This window comes from Porphyromonas levii DSM 23370, from assembly GCF_000379925.1.
Taxonomy (GTDB): domain Bacteria; phylum Bacteroidota; class Bacteroidia; order Bacteroidales; family Porphyromonadaceae; genus Porphyromonas_A; species Porphyromonas_A levii.
In genome coordinates this window covers 1-21,089 of sequence record NZ_KB904261.1, presented here as the reverse complement: position 1 = coordinate 21,089, position 21,089 = coordinate 1, and the positions used below count along the sequence as shown (strand labels likewise).

Below are 21,089 nucleotides of genomic sequence, written 5' to 3'. Positions count from 1 at the left end.
TTGTTCGGCAAAGATACCAAAAATGAATGGTGATTGGTGAACAAAGGGTTAGTAACGATATGTCCAACGCAAAAGCAACTGCCGAGGTCGTAGTAGGGTATTTGTTTCGTAATAATCCAGCCCTCTGTAGCTCGTATCGATATACTCCTTTTGGTTGGCAAGATTTGATAGGAGTAGCTCTAGTTCCCAGCCAGTACCTTGGTACTCTGCACCTATTGAGCTGTGATGGTAAGGCTTGTAGTTGTCTTGAGTGATACCTTTTTCCCATACTCCGTTGTATACTCCGAAGATGGAGAAGACCTTGGAAAAATATACTCTGACCTTGGCCGAGAGCTTACAGAGGTCTATTGAGGAGGTGCTGCTTAAGCCAGTATTTATCTGTTGGCTTGATGTCTGTCGGAAGTAAACAGCTTCAATATCTGAGGCCAATACATCTCTAAATAGGCTGGTTGAAATATTTGCTTTGGCGCTTATCAGGTGGTTTTTGATGTCGATAGGTTTGCCTGTCCTGTAGATTCGATTGTCCATATAAGTGTAATCTATATTTAGGCTGAAAGAAGTCCTAATCTGGAAAAACACCTTTCCTAGCTGTAGTGATTGATTGAGTCGATTAGTTTCTCTTTGGTGCGTGACCACCTCTGTCGTAGAGTGTTGTACCCCTATGTCTGTGTTATTCGAGGAGTTGTACCAGTGTTTCATGTAGTTGGTTAGGCTCGTAATGTAGTACCCATTGATAGGGTCATTGAACTTCGTAGAAAAGCTAGTACTATTAGTTTGGTTATGCCTGAATAATCCACTCCCTACAATAATAATTTCTCTGAAATCTCTTTGTATGGGGTGTAAAAGGTAGTCTCCTGCATTGCCAAAGCTATGCCCATGTCGGTTTTGTAGCGTAAAGGTCCAGTAAGCATTGGGTGTAAATCGAGCATATAGGGCGTATTCTGGGATGAATAGTTTTATGAACTTAGAGGAAGAGTCCTCTAAATCTCTCATATGAAATAGCTGCATGCTTAGTGGAAGTGTGGCTGATAGTATCCAGCTCTCTTTTTGGTACTTAATTCCTGGGTTTATTGATGCTTTCAGGTGGGTAGAGCGTATGGTATTTCGATGAGTACTCGTAGTGTTTGCTGTCCTTATACTATTGCTTTCTGCCGAAACTGCTACTCCAAGAGAGCTGTCGAGAAACCCAAATAGTTGCTTGTCTATATTGTAAGAAAGCCCTCCGAATAGCTGACTCCCCTCCGCTATTTGCCTTGTTGTCCCTTGCGATCTGTCGATGAGTGTCAAGTGGTGTGTAGGAGCATGATGCCAAGAAAGTAGTGCCTCCACGCGCCGAATGAGCGTGCTACGATGCATATAGCTAAAGTTATTTAGTAGCTGATACTCCCTAAGGCTATTTCTTTGCTCCGAAATATTCCCTCCCTTTAGCCCTATTTGAGATTGCCCCAACGTGGCAAAACCAATCGCAGTGTTATTGATATAGACGTTGTCTTTGTTGAGTTCATAATCAATAGATGATTGGAGCGTATGCTTGCTATTGGTTTGATTGCTTCCCTCCTCAATGGTAATAGGAGTGGCACCCAATCCAGATGTGATTGTCTTGCGCTGTATCGTATAGTTATCTGTGTCATAACTGTAGCTTAATTGTGGCGCTAGTCGACTGTCATCAGTGAGTTTGAAGAGAGAGTGAGCTGTCGCTCCCGCAGAGTAATTGTCCCGATAGTGCCCCATCGGGATGCTTGGAATGCCTACTGGCTGACTCTCAAGTAATCCAGATGGTATAAAGCTATTGGCTATAAATTGAGTATTACTTCGTACTTGTATGTTTTGCCTTGATGGATTGAGCTTCCCTATGGCATTGCTCTCTAAAGTAACGAGGTGTTGACGGCTTTGCCGTACGAGCAAGGTGAATAGGAGGGCATCATAAATTGGGCGACGATCATAACCCCCAGCTAAATATCCTTTACCCACAGGGCGTAACTTGCTTTTTTCTTTTAGTTTGATATTGATGGCGGAAGCATCAGATAACTCTATATCCTTCAGTAGTTTTATTGGCTGATGATCGGAGAGGATTTGGACAGACGCTATATCTTTGGGGTGTACGTTTTGGGTGACCAGGTTATAATCACTTCCCAGCATGTCTAAGCCCTCAATATAGAACTTATTGATAGGCTTACCATGCACAGATATTTCCCCCATTGGTCCTACAGATACGCCTGGCAAGCGCCTAAGTACTTCTTCAAGAGTCTTGTCGCTTTGACGTTTCAGGAGATCTACGACATAAGTAATCGTGTCGTTGGATCTCCTTACAGGCTCTCCCATGACAGTTACCTCTTTGAGGAGGATAACATCCTCCTCAAGGGTTATAGCTATTTCTTGTCCCAGATGTACCCTTCTCTTTTGCGGACGAAATCCCATTAGACGTGCCTCTAGCCAGAACGTCTTATGTTTGGAGACAGTCTCGGTGGGTGCTGTGTAGTCGATCCTAAACGAGCCATCGCCTTTACTTATGGAGTAGCCTATCAGAAGTAACGAATCAGGGACTACTTCATGACTAAGTGTCAAGACTGCACCTTGTATGGGAGCACCTTTTTTGTCCGAAATCCTTCCATTTACTTGTCCATAGGAGAATAGAGGGATTGACAAGAACAATACAAACACAAATAGCACTTTCATCCGAGATAGATAGGGGCTAATTACTTTTTGAATTGCTTATTGTATTCGTCTATCCAATCAAGTTCCCTAGGGTTATAAAATAATCTCGCTCTGCTACTTCCTGAAGAGGTCACCGGTAACCCGCGAGCCACTATCGTCTCAGAGAATTGCCAAGCCCCACGAGCCATCTGGATATTGAATTGTTGTCTATTGGTTTTGAATGTGTTCTTGCTTTGTGGACTGACATACATGGGAACCCCCTTGGAGGTCCTAATGGTGACTGCTTCGTATTTATACTCTCCATCACTTGTTTCGGCCGCTAGGATAAATCCAGGAAGTCCTCTTAGTTTCCATGGACCACCGCTCCTATCCATGTCGCTTGCAAACCATACTTGCCACTCACGACCTCTAAAATCAGCAATGGCCTTGGTACACTTGTGCCCAAGTATTTCCTTCGTCTCTGTCGGGATCAGTCGCCAAGCAATCCTCGGAATCTTTTCTTCGTAATAGCACGAAGTACCTGCCCTAGAATCTCTCTCAGTGAGTTCCTCCTGCTCTTTGTCTATTATCAGCCAATAGACTCTTGACTGAATACCATATTCATCGTACATCTGGTTCCACTCCAATTTCGTTACCTTCCAGTCTTGCTTGGAGAGCTGGTGTTGTTCTTGATAGCACCCATAATCATAGTATAAATCTATTTTCGCACCTACTTGTACGATATCATGACCCTCTCGAGATTTTTCTAATACAGGGTCGTAAATAGTATACCGATACACTACCTCGAGTGTCGCGTCTCCGATTTTTTCGGACTTCAGGGTAAGCACTTTGGACAAATCTTGTGCATAGGAAGAGGTAAAAGTGGTAGCTATAAGGAGTGCAACCAATAAGCAAATACTTGATGATGCTTTCATGTGAAAATAATTAGTTAAAGTAACATGCTGGTATATAGTGAATAAATCCATTACAGACCAGCACAATTTAATAGCGAGGTTTAGTAAACATTCGGGCGATTCCGGTTACCACACTGCCACTCGTTTATATCCCTTAAATACTGGTCGTATTCTTTTTCGGACATATCCGAGTCCTCTTCGGAGACTGTCATTATAACTTTGCCACAAGAGGTAACTACATTGGCATCTTGTTTAGCGTGAGCTAGAGCATAAGCACTGAAGAACAGTACAACAGTAAGAAGAGGAGCGAGGAACCCCAGTTTAGCTTTTCTCTTTTCCATAATCTTCCATACTAATAAGTTAAAATGAGTAGTAATACCCTTGTTGCAAATGTATGTATATTTTTTTTATATGACAAAACTTTCTCTATCTAAATATCGTAACTAGTATAGGGCTATTATAACACTATTTCCTCTTTCTGAATGTTCCCGATTCGCCACAAAGGTGGGTAAGTGCGCTTCTTTTCTCATATTCACTTTACTTGTATGCGAGCTCCTGTGTGAGTTCAGCACCCTCCTCTCTAAATAACTTCCCAGCTTGTAGCATACGATCCACGAGCGAAGTCTTACCGTGGTCTACGTACGCTGTAATTGCGACATTCCTAATGTTTTGCATCTAATCTCTTTGTTATCTTTTGGTGTGCAAAGATCCCAAAAATGTAAGGAGTAGAGGGGAAATGTAAATTGTCATGTATAACTCAGGGACTATGAATAGGGGATAGGTAACGATTATTCTCCTTTTAGCTATCAAGCGTGATCCGTAACGGTATATCCCTTGACCGCTTTCTGTAGAAGGAATGATTGTTTAATATATACTAATTGTGGTGATTAGTATATATTAAATCGGGTGATTAGTATATATTAAATTGCTCAATTAGTATATATTAAATGGTCATGCCTGATAAGATTTGGGTGCAGGGTCTCTAGGTCTATCGTTTGACGCCTATACAGCAATGGGGTATGCAATCTATGTCTTAGCAGATTACGATAGGTCACCATTGTTAGTTTTTTATTGTATGTGCTAAACTATTGTTATATAGCATGGTTTTCTACATTTAGTACCAATATTGAACTAAAATGGCTACATTTGTGCGGTCGGAGCATTTTGCCATGCTTCAGCATAAAAATGGATATACAAACGGATTAATAATCTATAAATTACTATTTTATGAAGACAGCTGAGATTATCAAGAACTTGGAAGCTAAGCACCCAGGTGAATCAGAGTTCATTCAGGCAGTGCAGGAAGTGCTCGAGTCTATCGAGGAACTATACAACCAGCATCCTGAGTACGAGAAGAACAAGATCGTGGAGCGCATGGTAGAGCCTGATCGTATCTTTACTTTTCGTGTGAACTGGGTAGATGATAAGGGTGATGTACAGACCAACATTGGCTATCGCGTGCAGTTTAACTCTGCCATTGGCCCATACAAGGGTGGTTTGCGCTTCCACAAAGCAGTGACTCCTTCAATGCTTAAGTTCCTAGGTTTCGAGCAGACTTTCAAGAATGCACTTACTACATTGCCAATGGGTGGTGGTAAGGGAGGTTCAGACTTCGACCCAGTAGGTAAGTCTGAGGCCGAGATTATGCGTTTCTGCCAAGCGTTTATGCTTGAGCTTGTAAACTGTATTGGTCCAGATCAGGATATCCCTGCAGGTGACGTAGGTGTAGGTTCACGTGAGATTGGTTTTATGAATGGTATGTACCAGAAGCTTACTCGTCAGTATCACACTGGTGTCCTCACGGGTAAAGGTATGACTTGGGGTGGTTCTGAGTTCCGTCCAGAGGCTACTGGTTTCGGTGCACTTTACTTCACTGAGCACCTACTAGCTAAGGCTGGCAAGGATATCAAGGGTAAGAAGGTAGCTGTTTCAGGTTTCGGTAATGTAGCTTGGGGTGCTGCTATGAAGGCTACTGAGCTAGGTGGTAAGGTAGTTGCTATCTCTGGTCCTGATGGCGTGTGCGAAATTCCTAACGGTATCACCAAGGAGATGATCGACTATATGCCTGTAATGCGTAGCTCAAACCGCAATAAGGTACAGGATATGGCAGATAAGTTCCCAGAGGCTACTAAGTTTACTCCTGGTAAGAAGGCTTGGAGCGTACCTTGCGATATCGCTCTTCCATGTGCTTTCCAAAATGAGCTTAATGGCGATGATGCTAAGGAGCTAAAGGCTAATGGTTGCTGGTGCTGCTGCGAGGTATCTAACATGGGTTGTACTCCTGAGGCTATCCACTTCTTCCAGAATAGTGGTATGCTCTTCGCTCCTGGTAAGGCTGTGAATGCTGGTGGTGTAGCTACTTCTGGTCTCGAGATGACTCAGAATGCTGCTCACCTCAACTGGCCAGCTGAGGAGGTCAATGAGAAGCTCCACTGGATTATGGAGAAGATCCACGAGCAGTGCGTGAAGTATGGTACACAGCCTGATGGTAGTGTAGACTACGTAAAGGGTGCAAACATTGCAGGCTTCATGAAGGTAGCTCAGGCAATGCTAGAGCAAGGCGTGATCTAATTCACTTCATCGAATAAATTAAAATAGCCACGGTATCAGATGGATGCCGTGGCTATTTCTTTGGTGTATGTTGTAGAGCCTTAGTGTGATACTGGCATATAGTAGAAGAAGTCGAAGGTGATAGGTTTGCCCTTGTGTAGGGTGAAGCTCTCTATGCTCTTATTTGAAGGATCCATAAGTTGAATAGTGGTCTCTTCAAGAGGTGTATAAAGGGTTACCTGAGCAGGCATCCCTTCCTTCCAAGTGAGATCTACACAAGCTCCGCCACGCACCTTTAGTCCACGGAAGCTACCATTTTTCCAGGCCTTAGGTAGGGCAGGGAGTAGCTCTACATATCCATCTTGGCTCTGGATTAGCATTTCGGCTATTGCAGCTGTACCACCAAAGTTACCATCAATCTGGAACGGAGGGTGGGCACAGAAGAGATTGTCGTAGGTACCACCACCCTTTATGGCTGGTTCGAGTAGACTCTTGAGAAGCTTGAGCGAACGCTCGCCATCCTTTAGTCTTGCCCAAAAGTTGATTTTCCATGCTCTTGACCATCCAGTGCCAGCATCGCCACGTCGATTGAGGGTAGCCTTTGCCGCCTCCGCTAGTTCGGGAGTGGTGTGGGTAGAAATCTGATTGCCAGGATATAGCCCATAAAGATGCGACACATGTCGGTGCTGTGGCTCTATCTCTTCGTAATCCTCCAGCCATTCCTGCAAATAACCTTTAGGACTTACTTGATGTGGTGCTAACCGAGGAAGTACGGCACGCGCTTTGGAAGTCCATTCGTTTTCGATGTCAAGCACCTTTGCAGCAGAGAGGAGGTTCGTGAGCAATTCGCGCACGAGCTGATTGGCCATTGTTGGCCCCATACAGATATAAAGTGGTGTGTTATCCCCTTTCATCCTAAAGCCATTCTCTGGACTGGAGCTTGGTGCAGTGACCAGCCAGCCGTGCTTAGGCTCCTCAATAAGTGAACTGAGGAAAAACTTTGCTGACCCCTCGAGCATAGGATAACAGCTTTGGAGGAACGCAGTGTCTTGGGTAAAGGCGTAATGGTCCCACACATGTTGCATGAGCCAAGCACCACCAGTATTAGTTGCCCCCCATGATGCCTGTTCGCCTGGTGCGGTGAAGCCCCAAGGATTAGTCATCATGTGTGCTACCCAGCCCTCCGCACCATAGTAGGTCTTGGCTGTCTTAGTGCCACTATCTACGAGTGAGAGTGCAAGCTGAACTAAGGGGTCTACATATTCGTGTAGACCAGCTACTTCGGTAGCCCAATAGTTCATCTGAAGGTTGATATTGAGATGGTAGTCGCCATTCCAAGGAGCTTGTGTACTATTCGCCCAAAGACCTTGGAGATTGAGGGGTAAACTTCCTGGGCGAGAGCCTGCTATCATCAAGTAGCGTCCGAAGTTGTAGTATAGAGCAGCAAAGGAAGGATCATCTTCTTTCTGAAACTTCCTCAGACGCTCATCTGTTGGCATTACTGGGTCTTCTCCCAAATCGAGAGATACTCGGTCGAATTTCTCTTTATAAGCTTTCAAATGGTTTTCGAGAAGTTGATCCCAAGGCTTGAATGCTAACTTACTGGAGCCAGGGAGAAGTGTCGTTGAATTGCCAATCAGTATCAATACTTCATCAGCTCCTGAGATAACCATTCGACCATTTTGGTGGTACATGGAGCCACCGATAGGATAAAATCGGACATCGGTAGAGTATTTTACCCCCTTGTCTGTACCCCATCCGTCGGGGAGCTGGCCATTCATCACCATTCGATTGCCTCCGATGCCTACCTCATTGGTACCAGTCCTCCAAATCCTTGCGCTTAGCGAAATCATTCTTGGCTGACTGGATGACAAGCGTATCATCAGGACATCTTCCTCGCCATGGCTTGCGATATATTCGCGCTTCATCTCTACTCCACCTATTTTGAAAGTGGTAGTAGCAATGGCGGTGCTTAGATCCAGCTCTCGTCGGTAATCCTTTATCTCCATATTGGGCATATTGTAGAGTAGCTCAAGCCATCCCAGCATCTGGAAACTACCATAGGGTGCGCTATTGCCATTGCCAAGGGCACTTCCCTGTCCGCCACTTATAAAGTGCTCGTATACGAGTTCTTGAGCTCTTTTGTTATTGCCTTTGAGGAGCTCTTGGCGAATCTCGGGTAGATAGGTAGCTGCACCATCTCTCCATTGTGTAGAGTCGGGACTCCCGCTCCACATACTGATGTCGTTGAGAATAAGTCTTTCGCCCTTAATATCTCCGCCAGGCATCATCCCCAAACGACCATTTCCCAAGGGTAAGGTCTCCTCCCACTGCTCAGCTGGCTCATCGTACCAAAGCTTATTTTTCTGCGCCAAAGCTGGCAGAGTGCAAAGCAATACTGCGACGAGTATGAAGGTCTTTCGTATGGATAAATTCATATTATTATAGGTAAAAATAAAAAGGGAACATGGGAATACTACTTATGTACTCCGATGCTCCCTTTTATTGTTGTCTCTTAGTTACATTAATTACTCCTGCTCAAGTTGGAGTGTCTGTGTGGGTTGGTCACAAACTTCGCTTGGGCCAAAATATTGGATAGGACCTGGGTAAACGAAGCAGGTCTCACGCGCCCACTTGTCTCGATACTGGGCGAAGGTCTTGAATGGTTTGCCATCGAGCTCTACAAGAGCTTTGCGAATCACAGGCTTCATCTTGCCATGGCGGCGCTCCATATTCATCATCATGGTGATAGGGATACCACCAGCTACCCATTCCGCAGCTGGGCGAGTGGTATTGCGGATAGAGCTCATATAGCCAGTAACACCCGATGCGATGAGTTCGGCTGCGTTGTAGCCCAAGCTATAGCAGTAGTCGGCATCGAAGTTGGAAGGCGCTGCGCATCTGCCCTCATAGCCGAAGAAGTGACGCTGGAAGCCGAACTTGCCAGTGTACTTACCCTCCTTTTTCCATACGGCGAGCTTATTCTTTACCATCTCGGCAAGGAGTTTCTCTGTCTCGATAAGCGATACCTGTACATTGCCGTGTGGGTCGCGGTCGAGGGTGAGCTGACGAGCGACATCCTCTGGAAGCGACTCGAATACTTCGCTATTCTCCTTAGAGAGCTTCTCTATTACGAAGTTGAGTTGAGCGTCTTTGTCTAGTTTGCTAAATGTCTCTGCCTCGTGTGCTAGGAGGTCATTGAGTTCAGCTATTAGCTTATTCATAGCTGGAATAAACTCAATAAGTCCCTCAGGGATGAGTACGGTACCGAAGTTACTACCATCGGCAGCACGATCGGCTACTACCTGAGCGATGTAGGTGACAATGTCATCGAGGCTCTGCTCTTTAGCTTCAACCTCTTCCGAAATGATACATACGTTGGGCTGAGTCTGGAGCGCGCACTCTAGTGCGATGTGCGATGCTGATCGCCCCATTAGCTTGATGAAGTGCCAGTACTTGCGAGCGGAATTGGCATCGCGCTGGATATTACCTATCACCTCAGAGTAGACCTTAGTAGCGGTGTCAAAACCAAAAGAGGTCTCGATCTGCTCATTCTTGAGGTCTCCATCGATGGTCTTGGGGCAACCGATGACCTGAACGCCTGCATTGATAGACTTGTAGTACTCTGCAAGTACACAAGCATTGGTGTTGGAGTCGTCACCACCGATGATGACTACTGCTTTGATCCCTAGCTCGCGTAGGATGATTAAACCCTTGTCGAACTGCTCTTTATTCTCCAGCTTGTCGCGACCTGAACCGATGATATCGAAGCCTCCTGTGTTGCGGTACTCGTCCATAAGCTCAGGCGTAATCTCCATATACTTGTGATTGATCAGACCGGCAGGACCCATCAAGAAGCCAAATAGGCGGCTATCCTTGTGTATTCTCTTGATGCCGTCGAAGATACCAGCAATCACATTGTGTCCGCCAGGAGCCTGACCACCAGATAGGATTACACCTACATTGAATGCCTCTGAAGCCACTGGAGTATTGCTTTCCTCGAAACGAATCACGGGTAGACCGTAAGTATTTGGGAATAGTTTCTTGATATCTTCCTGATTATCGACAGACTGTGTCGCCTCGCCAGCGACTGCCTTCACGTGCCCACGAAGAGCTTGTGGGAGTTTAGGCTCGTACTTAGCGCGAGCCTGTTGCAATGGACTGATTGTTCTCATCTCTCTTTCTTACGTCTATATGTTTAGTTCGTTTACTTATCTATCTTTACGGAAATCAAATGCTTTCGACTCCCTCTTTCCTTTCGCACCAGGATGTTTCTTACTATTGGCATTGGTGAAGATGAACATTAACCCTAGATTGAGTACCAATATCAGTGTGCCAGTGCCTAGAAATAGACCTTTATTACCTGGTATAAATACAAAGAATACCACCGCCGCTACTATTCCAATCACCATGAGTAGTAGCAGTCCTTTCTTCATGCCTTTCCAAAAAACTTCAGATGGAGCCATAACTATATCAATCTTAATATCCTCCTTCCCACTGAGTACAAAGATACCAATTTATTTACTCAATAAAGCGAAGTGGCTATGCGGATTCCGAATGTCGGTTGTCCGCATAGCCACTTCCTTATCTGTCTATTTCAGAATTACCAGTCGAATAGAGGACGGTGTCCCATCATCTCATTTACCTCACCACGAACTGCCTTGATTACAGCCTCGTCGGTTGGGTTGGAGAGTACACGGTCTATCTTCCTTACTACTTCACGAGCCTCATCTTCCTTGAGACCACGAGTAGTGAGAGCTGGTGAACCTACACGGATACCGCTGGTCTGGAATGCAGAGCGGTCGTCGAATGGTACCATGTTCTTATTGATAGTGATATCTGCCTCACCTAGTACGGTCTCAGCTACACGACCAGTGAGCTCTGGGAACTTCTTGCGAAGGTCTACAAGCATCAGGTGGTTGTCGGTGCCATCGGAGATAACCTTGTAGCCTAGGTCTACGAATGTCTGAGCCATTGCGCTCGCATTCTTGAGTACCTGCTGCTGGTAGGTCTTGAACTCTGGCTGCTGTGCCTCACCAAAGGCAACTGCCTTAGCAGCGATGATATGCTCTAGCGGTCCACCCTGTAGTCCTGGGAATACCGCGGAGTCGAGTAGAGAGGTGAAAGTGCGGGTTACGCCCTTAGGTGTCTTCTTACCCCATGGGTTCTCGAAGTCCTTACCTACGAGGATAATACCTCCACGTGGACCACGGAGGGTCTTATGAGTGGTAGAGGTTACTACGTGTGCATACTTTACCGGGTTCTTGAGCAGACCAGCAGCGATAAGACCAGCAGGGTGCGCCATATCTACCCATAGGATAGCGCCAATCTCATCTGCAAGAGCACGCATGCGCTCATAGTCCCACTCACGAGAGTAAGCCGAACCACCAGCTACGATTAGCTTTGGTTTATGCTCACGAGCGAGCTTCTCCATCTCATCGTAGTCCACTGTACCATCGCTCTCCTTTACATTGTAAGCAATAGGATTATAGATGATACCTGAGCTATTGACTAGTGAGCCATGGGTGAGGTGACCTCCGTGTGCAAGGTTGAGTCCCATAAAGGTATCGCCAGGCTTAAGACAAGTCAGGTAGATAGGGTTATTTGCCTGTGCTCCAGAGTGAGGCTGTACATTTGCCCACTCAGCACCATAAATATCCTTTAGTCTGTCGATAGCTAGTTGTTCAGACTTATCTACTACTTCGCAACCACCATAGTAGCGCTTACCAGGATAGCCCTCTGCGTACTTGTTGGTCATGATGCTTCCCATAGCCTCCATCACCTGATCACTCACAAAGTTCTCAGATGCAATCAGCTCTAGTCCCTTAGTCTGGCGTGCCCTCTCCTCGGCGATTAGGCTAAAAATCTTTTCGTCTCTCTTCATATTGTTATTTCCTTAAATATAGGTTGAAATATATTCTATGATTACTCCACAAAAGTAGTCTTTTTCCCCTACACAGCCAAATGCCTACGCCCTAAATCATCTCTACTGAGGATGATTGTGTGAGGGATAAAGGCGTAATCGCTAACTGGGGAGTTGGGATTTAGAGCTGGTTATCTGGAGGGCAACGGCTATTAGTATGATGCCAATGCCAATGGTAGTAGAAAAAGAAAGGCTCTCGCCTAGGATAAGTACGCCTACGAGTACAGCCGTGACAGGTTCTAGTACTCCCATGATAGAGGTGGCTGTAGAGCCTATTCGAGGGATAGCAGTAATCAGTAAGATATTAGAGATAATCGTTGGAACAATACCTAGCAGCGCGAGCAAGCCCCAAGCTGATGGTGTCTGTGGCAATTGTAGTTCTTGTTTGCCCAGTGCGACAAGCCCAAAAAATATGGTGGAGAAGACCATGAGGTAGAATGTGAGGCGCCACATAGGAATCTGGTCAGCTCTACTCCGATTAATCATAACGATATAAACCGCATAGCAGAAACCACTAAAGGCAACTAGTCCGATGTCCACTAAGGCAATCTGAAAACCACTTTCTCCCATAATTCCAGAGAGAAAAACCACACCGATAAATCCTAAGACTAGTGCTAACATACTCCCTCTATTGAGCTTTTGTCCAAAGAATATTAGCATAAGGAGTGCTACCATGATAGGGTAGAGGAAGTGAATCACCGTAGCTACTCCCGAGGGCATGGCTCTATAGCCATTGAGTAGGAAGTAAGCGCATAGAAAGTTGAGGATACTCAGTGTAAAAATGAGCCTTAGGTGCTTCCCAGATTCCTTAAAGGAAATACCTCTGACCACCATGATTAGGGCAACGATGATTGCGGCTAAGGCAAAACGATAGACAAGGATACTCGCCGTACTCATCCCCTCTCGTATCAGGGGGACACTAAATAGTGGGATTAACCCAAAGGTATTGGCGGATAGCAGTGCGGCAATATAGCCTTTGACATGATTCGATGAATTCATTTTTTTAATCAAATAAGGTAAGTTGGCAAGGAGCGAAGGAGCGACGGTGTAGAGGCGTGAGCCCAAGAGCGCGAATGCCCTCAAGGTGTTTGGGTGTGCCGTATCCCACATTGTGTTCCCAGTCGTAGCCTGGATACTCTAATGCATATTGCTGCATTAGATGGTCACGATAGGTCTTGGCTAGGATAGACGCCGCAGCTATGCTCGCTACCGTGTCGTCTCCCTTAACGATAGTATCGTAAGGGATAGCATGTTCGCCCTTAAATCTATTGCCATCGATAAGTAAATGTTCGGGTACCACAGATAGGTTGGCTACGGCTTGGTTCATAGCTCTATAGGTGGCATGTAGGATATTGAGCCGATCAATCTCTGGGGCAGGCACTTCCGCTATAGCATAAGCTATGGCTTGCTCTTTTATTAATACCGAGAGCGCCTCACGGTTCTTCGCACTTAGCTTCTTAGAGTCGTGTAGCCCTTCTATAGCGCAGTCTGTAGGGAGGATTACCGCAGCCGCTACTACTGGTCCTGCTAGGCATCCTCTTCCTACTTCATCTATCCCTGCCTCTAGTCGGTTAGCTATAATTCTATTGGGTAATACCACCGTCATTCTCCTTGTACCCTCCTATCTTGTGTATATAGGGTAACGTAGGTTCCACATGGATAATAATATGAGTGCCCTCTCCAAATCGTTCTGCTAGTTTCTCCTCCAGCAGTATGGAGAGGTCGTGCGCCTCGTAGAGAGAGGTATGTCCATCTACTCTTACATCTAGTTCTATAGCTACGGTGTCGCTCCCCGTCATACGTGTACGGAGGTTATGCGGGTCGGTAATGCCCTCTACACTCTTCGCTATTTCTATAATCTCTGCTTCGGTCTCCTTGGGCAGGCTCGCTTCGGTTAGCTTTGCCAGCGATGGCAGTGTGACCTCCAAGCCCATACGCATTACAAACCCTGCCACCACGATAGCGGCAATAGGCTCCATCAGCTGCGCTACACCACCGAAGAGGATAGAGGAGCCAGCTCCGATAAGCACCGCAAGAGAGGTGAATACATCGCTCCTATGATCCATTGCCTCGGCATGGAGCACTTCACTACGGGTCTCCTTGGCTTTCTTTAGGGTATAGCGATAAGCCCATTCCTTGAGCACCATAGCAAAGATTGCTACCGCCAACACAATGTACGCTGGCTGCTTGGGGAGTATGCCCTCACTGAAGTAATCGCCAATAGTCTTACCCGAGTCTACAATGATGAGGATACCTGCCACAATCATCGCTGCCCCTAGGGCAAAGGATGCCACCGTCTCGTACTTGCCATGCCCATAGGCGTGGTTTTCGTCCTGAGGCTTCCCCGAAACCCTTAGTAGCAAATACACCACGAGGTTGGAAATAATATCGGTGAGCGAATTGATACCGTCAGCGATAAGGGCGGCACTATTGCCTAGAAATCCTACCACCAACTTGAGTGGTGGTAGGATTGTATTCACCCAAAGACTGACCTGATACGCCTGTACTTTGGCTTTGTGGTTAGTAGATGTTTCCACGGTTTACTTTATGGTTGTAATCTTAGTCGTATCGGACTTCAGACCGTGGCTGGTAGCCGTTAGCGTAATCGTCCCTGCCTTCTTAGACGAGCGCACTATGGCAGTCAGCTGACCGCTAAATGCTGGTTGCTTAGTACTCTGGAATGGTACAATACAAGTAGCATCGCCATTTGCTGCAGCATGAAATGCCCCAGCGCCTGTAGCCTTGAAGGTGATTTCATTGGTAGCTGTAGGTACTACGTTACCGTCTTTATCTACCACTTGTACACGTACGTAAGCGATATCCTCACCATCGGCATGTAGGTTGTCATTCTCCAAAGTCAGCTTCACTGCATAGGGCTTCCCCGTTGTCTTCACTACCCTAGTGGCAGCGATATTACCTTCGTTGTCATAGGCAACTACCTTTACTTCGCCTGGTTCGTAGGTAGTATCCATCCACATCAGGCGATAGCGCGGTTGGCGTTCTAGTCCTTCCCTACCAGTCTTGGTAGAGATAGAAAGATCCTTCGTGCGCTTGCCTTGGCTCTTACCATTGATAAATAGTTCGGCAGATGGGTAGTTGGTGTAGACGAATATAGGGGTTACCTTGCCTTCTCTCCCTTGCCAGTTCCAGTGGGGTAGGACATGCAGCGTCTCTTCGCCCTTATTCCAGTGCGAGCGATAGAGGAAGAAGCGATCTTTCTCGATACCCGCTAGGTCTACCGCTCCGAAGTAAGACGAATGGCTTGGCCACTCGGTATAGTAAGGCGTAGGTTCACCTAAGTAGTCAATACCCGTCCATACAAATTCACCTATATTATAGTGGAAGTCCTCGTGGTTCATAAAGTCGTCCTCGGGGAGGTTGCTCCAACCACAGTGCTCTACATCGTAGCTACTGCACTGCTGATCGTCATAGGTTGCCATAGCTTTGCGCTCCACTGGGAACTTGTATACCCCACGGCTCGATACTGTAGAGGTTGTCTCCGCACCCATGATCAAGCGCTGAGGAAGCTTCTTATACGCCTCTTCGTACTGCCAATTGTGGTAGTTGAAGCCTGCGACATCCATTATGGAGGCGAAGTTATTCGCCACTGCGTTATTGGGGTCGTTCATACCTACGGTTACCGGACGAGTAGGATCCTCTCTATGGAAGATATTCTGGAGGTAGTAAGCTACCTTATTGCCACCCTCTTCCCCTTGCTCATAGATTTCATTACCAATACTCCACATCACGATAGATGGGGCGTTGCGGAACTGTCGGGTAAGGTTGGTGAGGTCTCTATCTGCCCAGTCGTCGAAGTAGAGATGGTACCCATTCTCTACCTTCGGGATACGCCACTCGTCGAAGCTCTCCGCCATTACCATAATACCCATTTCATTGGCAGCCTCTATGAACTCTGGCGCCGGCATATTGTGGGAGGTCCGGATTGCGTTCACTCCCATATCCTGCATCTTCATTATCTGTCGCTCATATCCACGCTTATTGGTGGCACCTCCGAGAGGACCTAGGTCGTGGTGCAGACATACGCCCTGAAACTTCACCATTCTGCCATTGAGGAAGAAGCCTTTGTCGGGGATGAGTTCGATAGTACGCACGCCAAAGGTAGTACTATAGCTATCTACTTGCTCACCATTCACATATACATCTGTTCGGGCGGTGTATAGGTTCGGCTGCTTTAGGTCCCATAGCTTAGGGTGATTGAGCTTTATATTCTGCTCCAAGGTGTTGTCGAAAAGAGCACTGCCATTACTCTCCGTCACCGCTACCTCTTGCACTCCATCTAGGATGGCTGTGCGTAGGGAGATTTGCTTAGGAGATACCCCCAGCGTGTTCTCTATTGTTGTCTTGATATTTACCTGTGCCCAGTCCTTATGAACCTTGGGAGTCGTAATCTGATGCCCCCATTCAGCTACCTTTACGCCTGAGGCAAAGGTGACCCATACATTACGGTATAGACCTGCTCCTGGATACCAGCGCGAAGTCTCGGCGGGATTCTCAAGGCGCACTGCCAATGTCTGCTCTGGTTTTGAGGTATCGATTAGGTCTGTGACATCGACATAGAAAGAGCTGTAGCCGTATGGCCAGAAGATGGCTTCCTTACCATTGACATAGACACGGGCATTACTCATAGCCCCGTCGAACTTAACTTCCACTCTATCGCCCGCCTTGTGCGTAGTAGGCAGACGGAAACTATTGCGGTACCAACCAGTACCTACGTGAGGAAGCCCACCGGTACGCGCGGTGTGGTAGATAGGGGTCTTCTGTCCGTCCTGAGAAATAGCAAGAAACTGCTTGTCTATTTCGGGGTCGAAAGGACCGTATATTGCCCAGTCATGAGGCACTACTACACTCTGCCACTTCGTAGCATCGTAGTTTACTTCTTTAAATGATGGGTTGTCCTCCCTTGTAAACTTCCACCCCTCTCTCAGGCGGAGTACTTCGCGCTCTTCCGCCCACGCAGGTAGCGCCATCATTACTATAGCGCATACCAGCATCACTTTAGTCCATCTTTGTCTCATCCTAATCAGTAAGTCTTTTTTCTGCTTTGTATCTCTACAAAGGTACTACTTTCTTCCTAATCTATTGGGTGCCCGTTATTTCTCAGTAAGGTGTTTACCGATAGCCTCTCCTATAGGTGTCCGAAGCGATACTAGGTAAAAGAGTACCATAGCTACCACATGGGCAATGACCCATCCTACATTGGGAAGATGTGGCAGATAAATAGGGTTGTAAACTATTCCTAAAGCAGCCATCAATGCCATCAAGAGGGTCACCGACTTCTTGAGCTTGTACTGATGCACCACATAGTAAATGGCTCCACCGCATAGTACTACATGCCCAATGATATCTACGAACCGGATTTCTCTCCGCTCCAGTATCAATAACACCAGCGCAACAAAGGCGCAAATCATATATAGTGACCTATTATTCATTCCTCTACTCTCAAGTCGTTGTAAAATAGTTGTAGTAGTTTATTCGCTGCGGCAAATGAACTCATCTTATCCTCAAGTATAGCCTGCTCCACTTTCGGTAGTTCTTTGATAATCTCTGGGTTGTTGTAGAAAGTATTCCTAAGAGTCTCATTGATACTCTCGTACATCCAGTACTTAGATTGCTGGTTGCGGTGGCGATAGAAGTACCCATTGTCCTTGACAAATGCGATGAAGCGGTCAATCATATCCCATACCTCATCTATCCTTAGGTCGTAAAAGCCCGAGTAAGTCCTGACCTCAGGTGTCCAACCACTCTCGGCAGGTGGAAAGAGGTGCAGCGCATTCTTGAAGTGCGAAGCTGCAAGGTCTGCTGCCTTGATATTGTCTCCATCTGCCTTATTAATAACGATGCCATCCGCCATCTCCATAATACCACGCTTAATGCCCTGAAGCTCATCTCCGGTGCCTGCCAATTGGATGAGGAGGAAGAAGTCTACCATAGAGTGTACCGCTGTTTCGGACTGCCCTACACCCACGGTCTCTACTATAATGGTATCGAAGCCTGCTGCCTCACAGAGGATAATACTCTCACGTGTCTTCCGAGCCACACCTCCGAGGGATCCAGCCGATGGGCTAGGACGAATAAATGCATCCTCCTCTTTTGCCAATCGCTCCATACGGGTCTTATCCCCTAGGATACTGCCTTTGGAACGTTCGCTAGAAGGGTCTATGGCGAGCACTGCTAGTTTGTGCCCACTCTTTACCACGTGCATGCCGAAGGCATCTATCGAGGTACTCTTCCCGGCACCAGGTACTCCCGTAATACCTACACGTACTGAACGCCCAGAGTAGGGTAAGCAACGCTCAATCACCTCTTGGGCTTTCTCCCTGTGCTCAGGCAGACGGCTCTCTACCAATGTAACCGCCTGAGAGAGCATAGCCCTATTGCCAGCAAGGATGCCCTCTACATATTCATCGGCAGAGAGGAGCCTCCGCTTCCTAGGTTTGAGGTAAGGGTTAACTATCGGTACATCGCTTACGCCACTATTCACCTTAAGACCCAAGTAATCGCTATTATTCTCTGGATGTTCGTGTGTCATATCTCTGTTTTATACGTTGTTGTCACTTTCTACAAAGGTACCCAAAATAATGATTAGCAACAGAGGTCTCCCACCGTAGCGGTAGTGTAGTTGATAAGGTCGCCGGAAGCTATCTTGAGCTGCAAACCACGCACCCCTGCACTCACATAGATATGGTCAAATAGCTGGCATGTCTCATGGATATAGGTGGGATATGCCTTCTTCATACCTATGGGTGAGCACCCACCTCGGATATAACCCGTAAGAGGGAGTAATTCCTTTTGGTGGATCATCTCCACGCTCTTATTGCCTGAGATATGTGCTGCTTTCTTGAGGTCTACTTCGGCATCGCCAGGGATGACACAGATAAGGATGCCTGTCTTGTTGCCTCTCAGCACAAGGGTCTTGAATACCTGATCTATATCTTCTCCCAATTGATTGGCTACGTGTATAGCAGATAGATCCTCCTCATCTACCTTGTACGGTACGAGTTCGTATCCTATGTTAGCGGCATCCATTAGCCGTGCCACGTTGGTTTTGTTGCTCTTCTTTGCCATCTCGTTCTGTCTTATTGGAAAGTCTCTAAGTACTTGCAAAGTTAGTGATATCTTTCTACAGATGACAGCGATTACCACTACCGTTGAACCTCGTATGCCATTGCTTTGACACTCGTTTACTCCTGGCTTGACCCGACTACGTATATTAAATGGTCATGCGCTCTATAGAGAAAGGGAAGGCAGGGTAGGGTAGAGCGAAGGTGCAGGGGAGAAAGCGTAGGGCGGTTATGCGCCTAGTATGGTGCAAAGAAAGAGATTGGAAATCAATTGCTACGCTTGTTGTGGGTGAGGACGGCTACTGTGCTGAAGAGGGCGATAAAGCCGACCAGGACAATCAGGTCGGGATAGATATCCATAAAGCCTGCCCCACGGAGGTACATCATGCGATTGATACGAATGAAGTAGGTAAGAGGGTTGGCGTAAGCTATCGCTTGCCCCCAAAGAGGCATGGCATTCACTGGGGTAAATAGTCCGCTAACGAGGAAGAAGATAAGGATAAAGAAGAGGGTAAGGAACATAGCCTGCTGTATGGTCTCGGAGAGATTGGAGAGAATTACGCCCATAAAGGAGAGCCCGATACTGAAGAGTAGGGTAGAAAATAGGTAGAGGAGGAAGCTCCCTTGGAAGCCTAGCCCATATACCCAATAAATGATAGGCACACTGAAGGCTACCGCAAGTACTGAGATGACCCAGAAGGGGATAATCTTGCCAAGGATAAAGAGGGTACGCTTCACTGGTGTAACATTGATTTGCTGTAGTGTGCCACGCTCTTTTTCCACCACGATACTCATAGCGGGGAATATGCTACTATAGAGGGTTATCATTATGACTAGGAGTGCTGGGAGCATGAAGAACTGATAGTCAAGCGTACCATTGTACTTGTAGACCGGTTTTATTTCTATCGTCTGAGGGTCTGACACACGTAGTTCTGAAGAGTACTCTTGAATCAGTCGAGTGAGGTAGCTCTGACCGAGACCCGCTTGGCTGCCATCTACTGAATTGATGAGTACTTGCACCTCTGTCTCCTTGTCTCTCTCTAGGCTTTGGCTGAAGTCTTCTGGAAGTACTATAATCGCCAAGGACTCTTGGCGCTCAATATCTTTTAGCGCAGTGGGATAATCGGGGTAGATGTTTTGGATTTGTATAGTGGGGGTGCCTTGGAGCTTCCCTATAAATCTCTGTGCATACTGCCCTTGATCGGTATTGACGATGGTTACCTTGAGCTCTTTTAGTTCTTGATTGATGGTCCAAGGAAAGAAAAAGAGTACAATAAGGGTATAAAACACCAGCATACCCCTGAGGATAGGATTGCGGAAGAGTTGCTTTACTTCTTTCTCTAGTAGAAAACGTAGTACCATAGGCTATCTAAGTCGGGGTTTGATTTTGACTATTGCTATAGTAATCATGACTGTAGCAATGATTACCAGCGCTAGCACTTGTGGCCATACTACGCCAATACCGACTCCCTGAATCATCACTTTCCGGGTGGCATCTATATAATACCGCGCCGGTACTATGGCTGTAATCCATTGCAAGATGAGCGGCATATTGGCAATGGGGAATAGCATGCCGGAGAGAAGGATGGTAGGCATCATCATGCCGAACCCTGAGACGATGACGGCACCTTGCTGATTCTCGACCATACTAGAGATAGCCAAGCCTATGGCAAGCGCGACAAAGACGTAGAGCATAGTAGAGACTGTTGCACATTCGAGTTTAGACGTTTTTGACTGACCTTTTTTCAGATTTTCGTCTTGTCTAGCTTGAAAAATCGCCTTGTTTTTTGATTATTCTCCTCTGTAAAAGCTCTAAATATGAGCTTTTACAGAGGATTTCTAGTACTTATCTCATAACAAGTGCTCCTCTTATAGAGGCTTCTTCATTTTGCAATAATGTATTGAGGTATAACTGGGGAGCTCTTTTGATGTTGTAGCAAATGGCTTCAAGTATATTTTGTGCATGCGTCTTAGCTAACCCCCGAT

Annotated in this window: 17 protein-coding genes and 1 pseudogene; 1 reads left to right on the top strand and 17 read right to left on the bottom strand. The window is 46.5% G+C overall.

Translation table 11 applies throughout. The annotated features are described in order from the left end of the window. Positions 1 to 48: 48 nt before the first annotated feature. The 4 genes and pseudogenes from A3GG_RS0106640 to A3GG_RS13100 all read right to left on the bottom strand — a co-directional run. Positions 49 to 2,676 (bottom strand): carboxypeptidase-like regulatory domain-containing protein, encoded by a 2,628-nt coding sequence (locus A3GG_RS0106640; protein ID WP_018358527.1) that lies wholly within the window; start codon positions 2,674 to 2,676, stop codon positions 49 to 51. Between the two features lie 20 nt (positions 2,677 to 2,696). Continuing rightward, positions 2,697 to 3,569 carry a GLPGLI family protein gene (locus tag A3GG_RS12835; RefSeq protein WP_018358526.1) on the bottom strand — a complete coding sequence of 291 codons (873 nt, stop codon included), beginning with the start codon at positions 3,567 to 3,569 and terminating at the stop codon, positions 2,697 to 2,699. Between the two features lie 80 nt (positions 3,570 to 3,649). After that, positions 3,650 to 3,889, bottom strand: a complete 240-nt coding sequence (locus A3GG_RS0106630) for a hypothetical protein (protein ID WP_018358525.1) — start codon at positions 3,887 to 3,889, stop codon at positions 3,650 to 3,652. 208 nt (positions 3,890 to 4,097) lie between these two features. Further along, positions 4,098 to 4,223, bottom strand: a pseudogene (locus A3GG_RS13100) (GTP-binding protein); the annotation flags it as partial. Between the two features lie 552 nt (positions 4,224 to 4,775). Between A3GG_RS13100 and gdhA the strand changes: the two are divergent. Beyond that, positions 4,776 to 6,119, top strand: a complete 1,344-nt coding sequence (gene gdhA, locus A3GG_RS0106620; protein WP_018358523.1) for an NADP-specific glutamate dehydrogenase — start codon at positions 4,776 to 4,778, stop codon at positions 6,117 to 6,119. An 80-nt stretch (positions 6,120 to 6,199) separates the two neighbouring features. On the opposite strand, the gene A3GG_RS0106615 is transcribed toward gdhA, so the two are convergent. The 13 genes from A3GG_RS0106615 to A3GG_RS0106555 form a co-directional block, all read right to left on the bottom strand. After that, on the bottom strand, positions 6,200 to 8,536 hold the full coding sequence (locus tag A3GG_RS0106615) for a glycoside hydrolase family 95 protein (protein WP_018358522.1): 2,337 nt from the start codon (positions 8,534 to 8,536) through the stop codon (positions 6,200 to 6,202). A gap of 90 nt (positions 8,537 to 8,626) precedes the next feature. Next, positions 8,627 to 10,273 carry a diphosphate--fructose-6-phosphate 1-phosphotransferase gene (locus A3GG_RS0106610; RefSeq protein ID WP_018358521.1) on the bottom strand — a complete coding sequence of 549 codons (1,647 nt, stop codon included), beginning with the start codon at positions 10,271 to 10,273 and terminating at the stop codon, positions 8,627 to 8,629. 36 nt (positions 10,274 to 10,309) lie between these two features. Then, on the bottom strand, positions 10,310 to 10,564 hold the full coding sequence (locus A3GG_RS0106605) for a hypothetical protein (protein WP_134848894.1): 255 nt from the start codon (positions 10,562 to 10,564) through the stop codon (positions 10,310 to 10,312). Between the two features lie 137 nt (positions 10,565 to 10,701). After that, a complete protein-coding gene (glyA, locus tag A3GG_RS0106600; RefSeq protein WP_018358519.1) occupies positions 10,702 to 11,982 on the bottom strand; it encodes a serine hydroxymethyltransferase in 1,281 nt (426 codons plus the stop codon). Between the two features lie 141 nt (positions 11,983 to 12,123). Then, a complete protein-coding gene (locus tag A3GG_RS0106595) occupies positions 12,124 to 13,020 on the bottom strand; it encodes a DMT family transporter (protein WP_018358518.1) in 897 nt (298 codons plus the stop codon). Positions 13,021 to 13,024: 4 nt separating this feature from the next. Next, a complete protein-coding gene (locus A3GG_RS0106590) occupies positions 13,025 to 13,627 on the bottom strand; it encodes a ribonuclease HII (protein WP_018358517.1) in 603 nt (200 codons plus the stop codon). Next, positions 13,605 to 14,558, bottom strand: a complete 954-nt coding sequence (locus tag A3GG_RS0106585; protein WP_018358516.1) for a cation diffusion facilitator family transporter — start codon at positions 14,556 to 14,558, stop codon at positions 13,605 to 13,607. The genes A3GG_RS0106590 and A3GG_RS0106585 overlap by 23 nt, the downstream gene beginning before the upstream one ends. A 3-nt stretch (positions 14,559 to 14,561) precedes the next feature. Then, positions 14,562 to 17,012, bottom strand: coding sequence for a glycoside hydrolase family 2 (locus A3GG_RS0106580; protein WP_018358515.1), 2,451 nt, complete (start codon positions 17,010 to 17,012; stop codon positions 14,562 to 14,564). A 120-nt stretch (positions 17,013 to 17,132) separates the two neighbouring features. Then, a complete protein-coding gene (locus tag A3GG_RS0106575) occupies positions 17,133 to 17,450 on the bottom strand; it encodes a hypothetical protein (protein ID WP_240703966.1) in 318 nt (105 codons plus the stop codon). Between the two features lie 17 nt (positions 17,451 to 17,467). Continuing rightward, complete coding sequence (gene meaB, locus A3GG_RS0106570; RefSeq protein ID WP_018358513.1) at positions 17,468 to 18,571, bottom strand: methylmalonyl Co-A mutase-associated GTPase MeaB; 1,104 nt, start codon at positions 18,569 to 18,571, stop codon at positions 17,468 to 17,470. A 53-nt stretch (positions 18,572 to 18,624) separates the two neighbouring features. After that, the gene (gene ybaK / locus A3GG_RS0106565) at positions 18,625 to 19,107 is read right to left on the bottom strand and encodes a Cys-tRNA(Pro) deacylase (RefSeq protein WP_018358512.1); all 483 of its coding nucleotides are present in this window, start codon (positions 19,105 to 19,107) and stop codon (positions 18,625 to 18,627) included. 263 nt (positions 19,108 to 19,370) lie between these two features. After that, positions 19,371 to 20,465: an ABC transporter permease gene (locus A3GG_RS0106560; RefSeq protein ID WP_018358511.1), complete on the bottom strand. Its 1,095-nt coding sequence runs from the start codon at positions 20,463 to 20,465 to the stop codon at positions 19,371 to 19,373. A gap of 3 nt (positions 20,466 to 20,468) precedes the next feature. Then, on the bottom strand, positions 20,469 to 20,798 hold the full coding sequence (locus tag A3GG_RS0106555; RefSeq protein WP_018358510.1) for an ABC transporter permease: 330 nt from the start codon (positions 20,796 to 20,798) through the stop codon (positions 20,469 to 20,471). Between the last annotated feature and the right edge of the window lie 291 nt (positions 20,799 to 21,089).

What these genes read in the sequence shown, in the direction of transcription:
- A3GG_RS0106640 (WP_018358527.1), bottom strand. Translation starts at nt 2,676, where the DNA reads ATGAAAGTGCTATTTGTGTTTGTATTGTTCTTGTCAATCCCTCTATTC.
- A3GG_RS12835 (WP_018358526.1), bottom strand. Translation starts at nt 3,569, where the DNA reads ATGAAAGCATCATCAAGTATTTGCTTATTGGTTGCACTCCTTATAGCT.
- A3GG_RS0106630 (WP_018358525.1), bottom strand. Translation starts at nt 3,889, where the DNA reads ATGGAAAAGAGAAAAGCTAAACTGGGGTTCCTCGCTCCTCTTCTTACT.
- gdhA (WP_018358523.1), top strand. Translation starts at nt 4,776, where the DNA reads ATGAAGACAGCTGAGATTATCAAGAACTTGGAAGCTAAGCACCCAGGT.
- A3GG_RS0106615 (WP_018358522.1), bottom strand. Translation starts at nt 8,536, where the DNA reads ATGAATTTATCCATACGAAAGACCTTCATACTCGTCGCAGTATTGCTT.
- A3GG_RS0106610 (WP_018358521.1), bottom strand. Translation starts at nt 10,273, where the DNA reads ATGAGAACAATCAGTCCATTGCAACAGGCTCGCGCTAAGTACGAGCCT.
- A3GG_RS0106605 (WP_134848894.1), bottom strand. Translation starts at nt 10,564, where the DNA reads ATGGCTCCATCTGAAGTTTTTTGGAAAGGCATGAAGAAAGGACTGCTA.
- glyA (WP_018358519.1), bottom strand. Translation starts at nt 11,982, where the DNA reads ATGAAGAGAGACGAAAAGATTTTTAGCCTAATCGCCGAGGAGAGGGCA.
- A3GG_RS0106595 (WP_018358518.1), bottom strand. Translation starts at nt 13,020, where the DNA reads ATGAATTCATCGAATCATGTCAAAGGCTATATTGCCGCACTGCTATCC.
- A3GG_RS0106590 (WP_018358517.1), bottom strand. Translation starts at nt 13,627, where the DNA reads ATGACGGTGGTATTACCCAATAGAATTATAGCTAACCGACTAGAGGCA.
- A3GG_RS0106580 (WP_018358515.1), bottom strand. Translation starts at nt 17,012, where the DNA reads ATGATGGCGCTACCTGCGTGGGCGGAAGAGCGCGAAGTACTCCGCCTG.
- A3GG_RS0106575 (WP_240703966.1), bottom strand. Translation starts at nt 17,450, where the DNA reads ATGATTTGCGCCTTTGTTGCGCTGGTGTTATTGATACTGGAGCGGAGA.
- meaB (WP_018358513.1), bottom strand. Translation starts at nt 18,571, where the DNA reads ATGACACACGAACATCCAGAGAATAATAGCGATTACTTGGGTCTTAAG.
- ybaK (WP_018358512.1), bottom strand. Translation starts at nt 19,107, where the DNA reads ATGGCAAAGAAGAGCAACAAAACCAACGTGGCACGGCTAATGGATGCC.
- A3GG_RS0106560 (WP_018358511.1), bottom strand. Translation starts at nt 20,465, where the DNA reads ATGGTACTACGTTTTCTACTAGAGAAAGAAGTAAAGCAACTCTTCCGC.
- A3GG_RS0106555 (WP_018358510.1), bottom strand. Translation starts at nt 20,798, where the DNA reads ATGCTCTACGTCTTTGTCGCGCTTGCCATAGGCTTGGCTATCTCTAGT.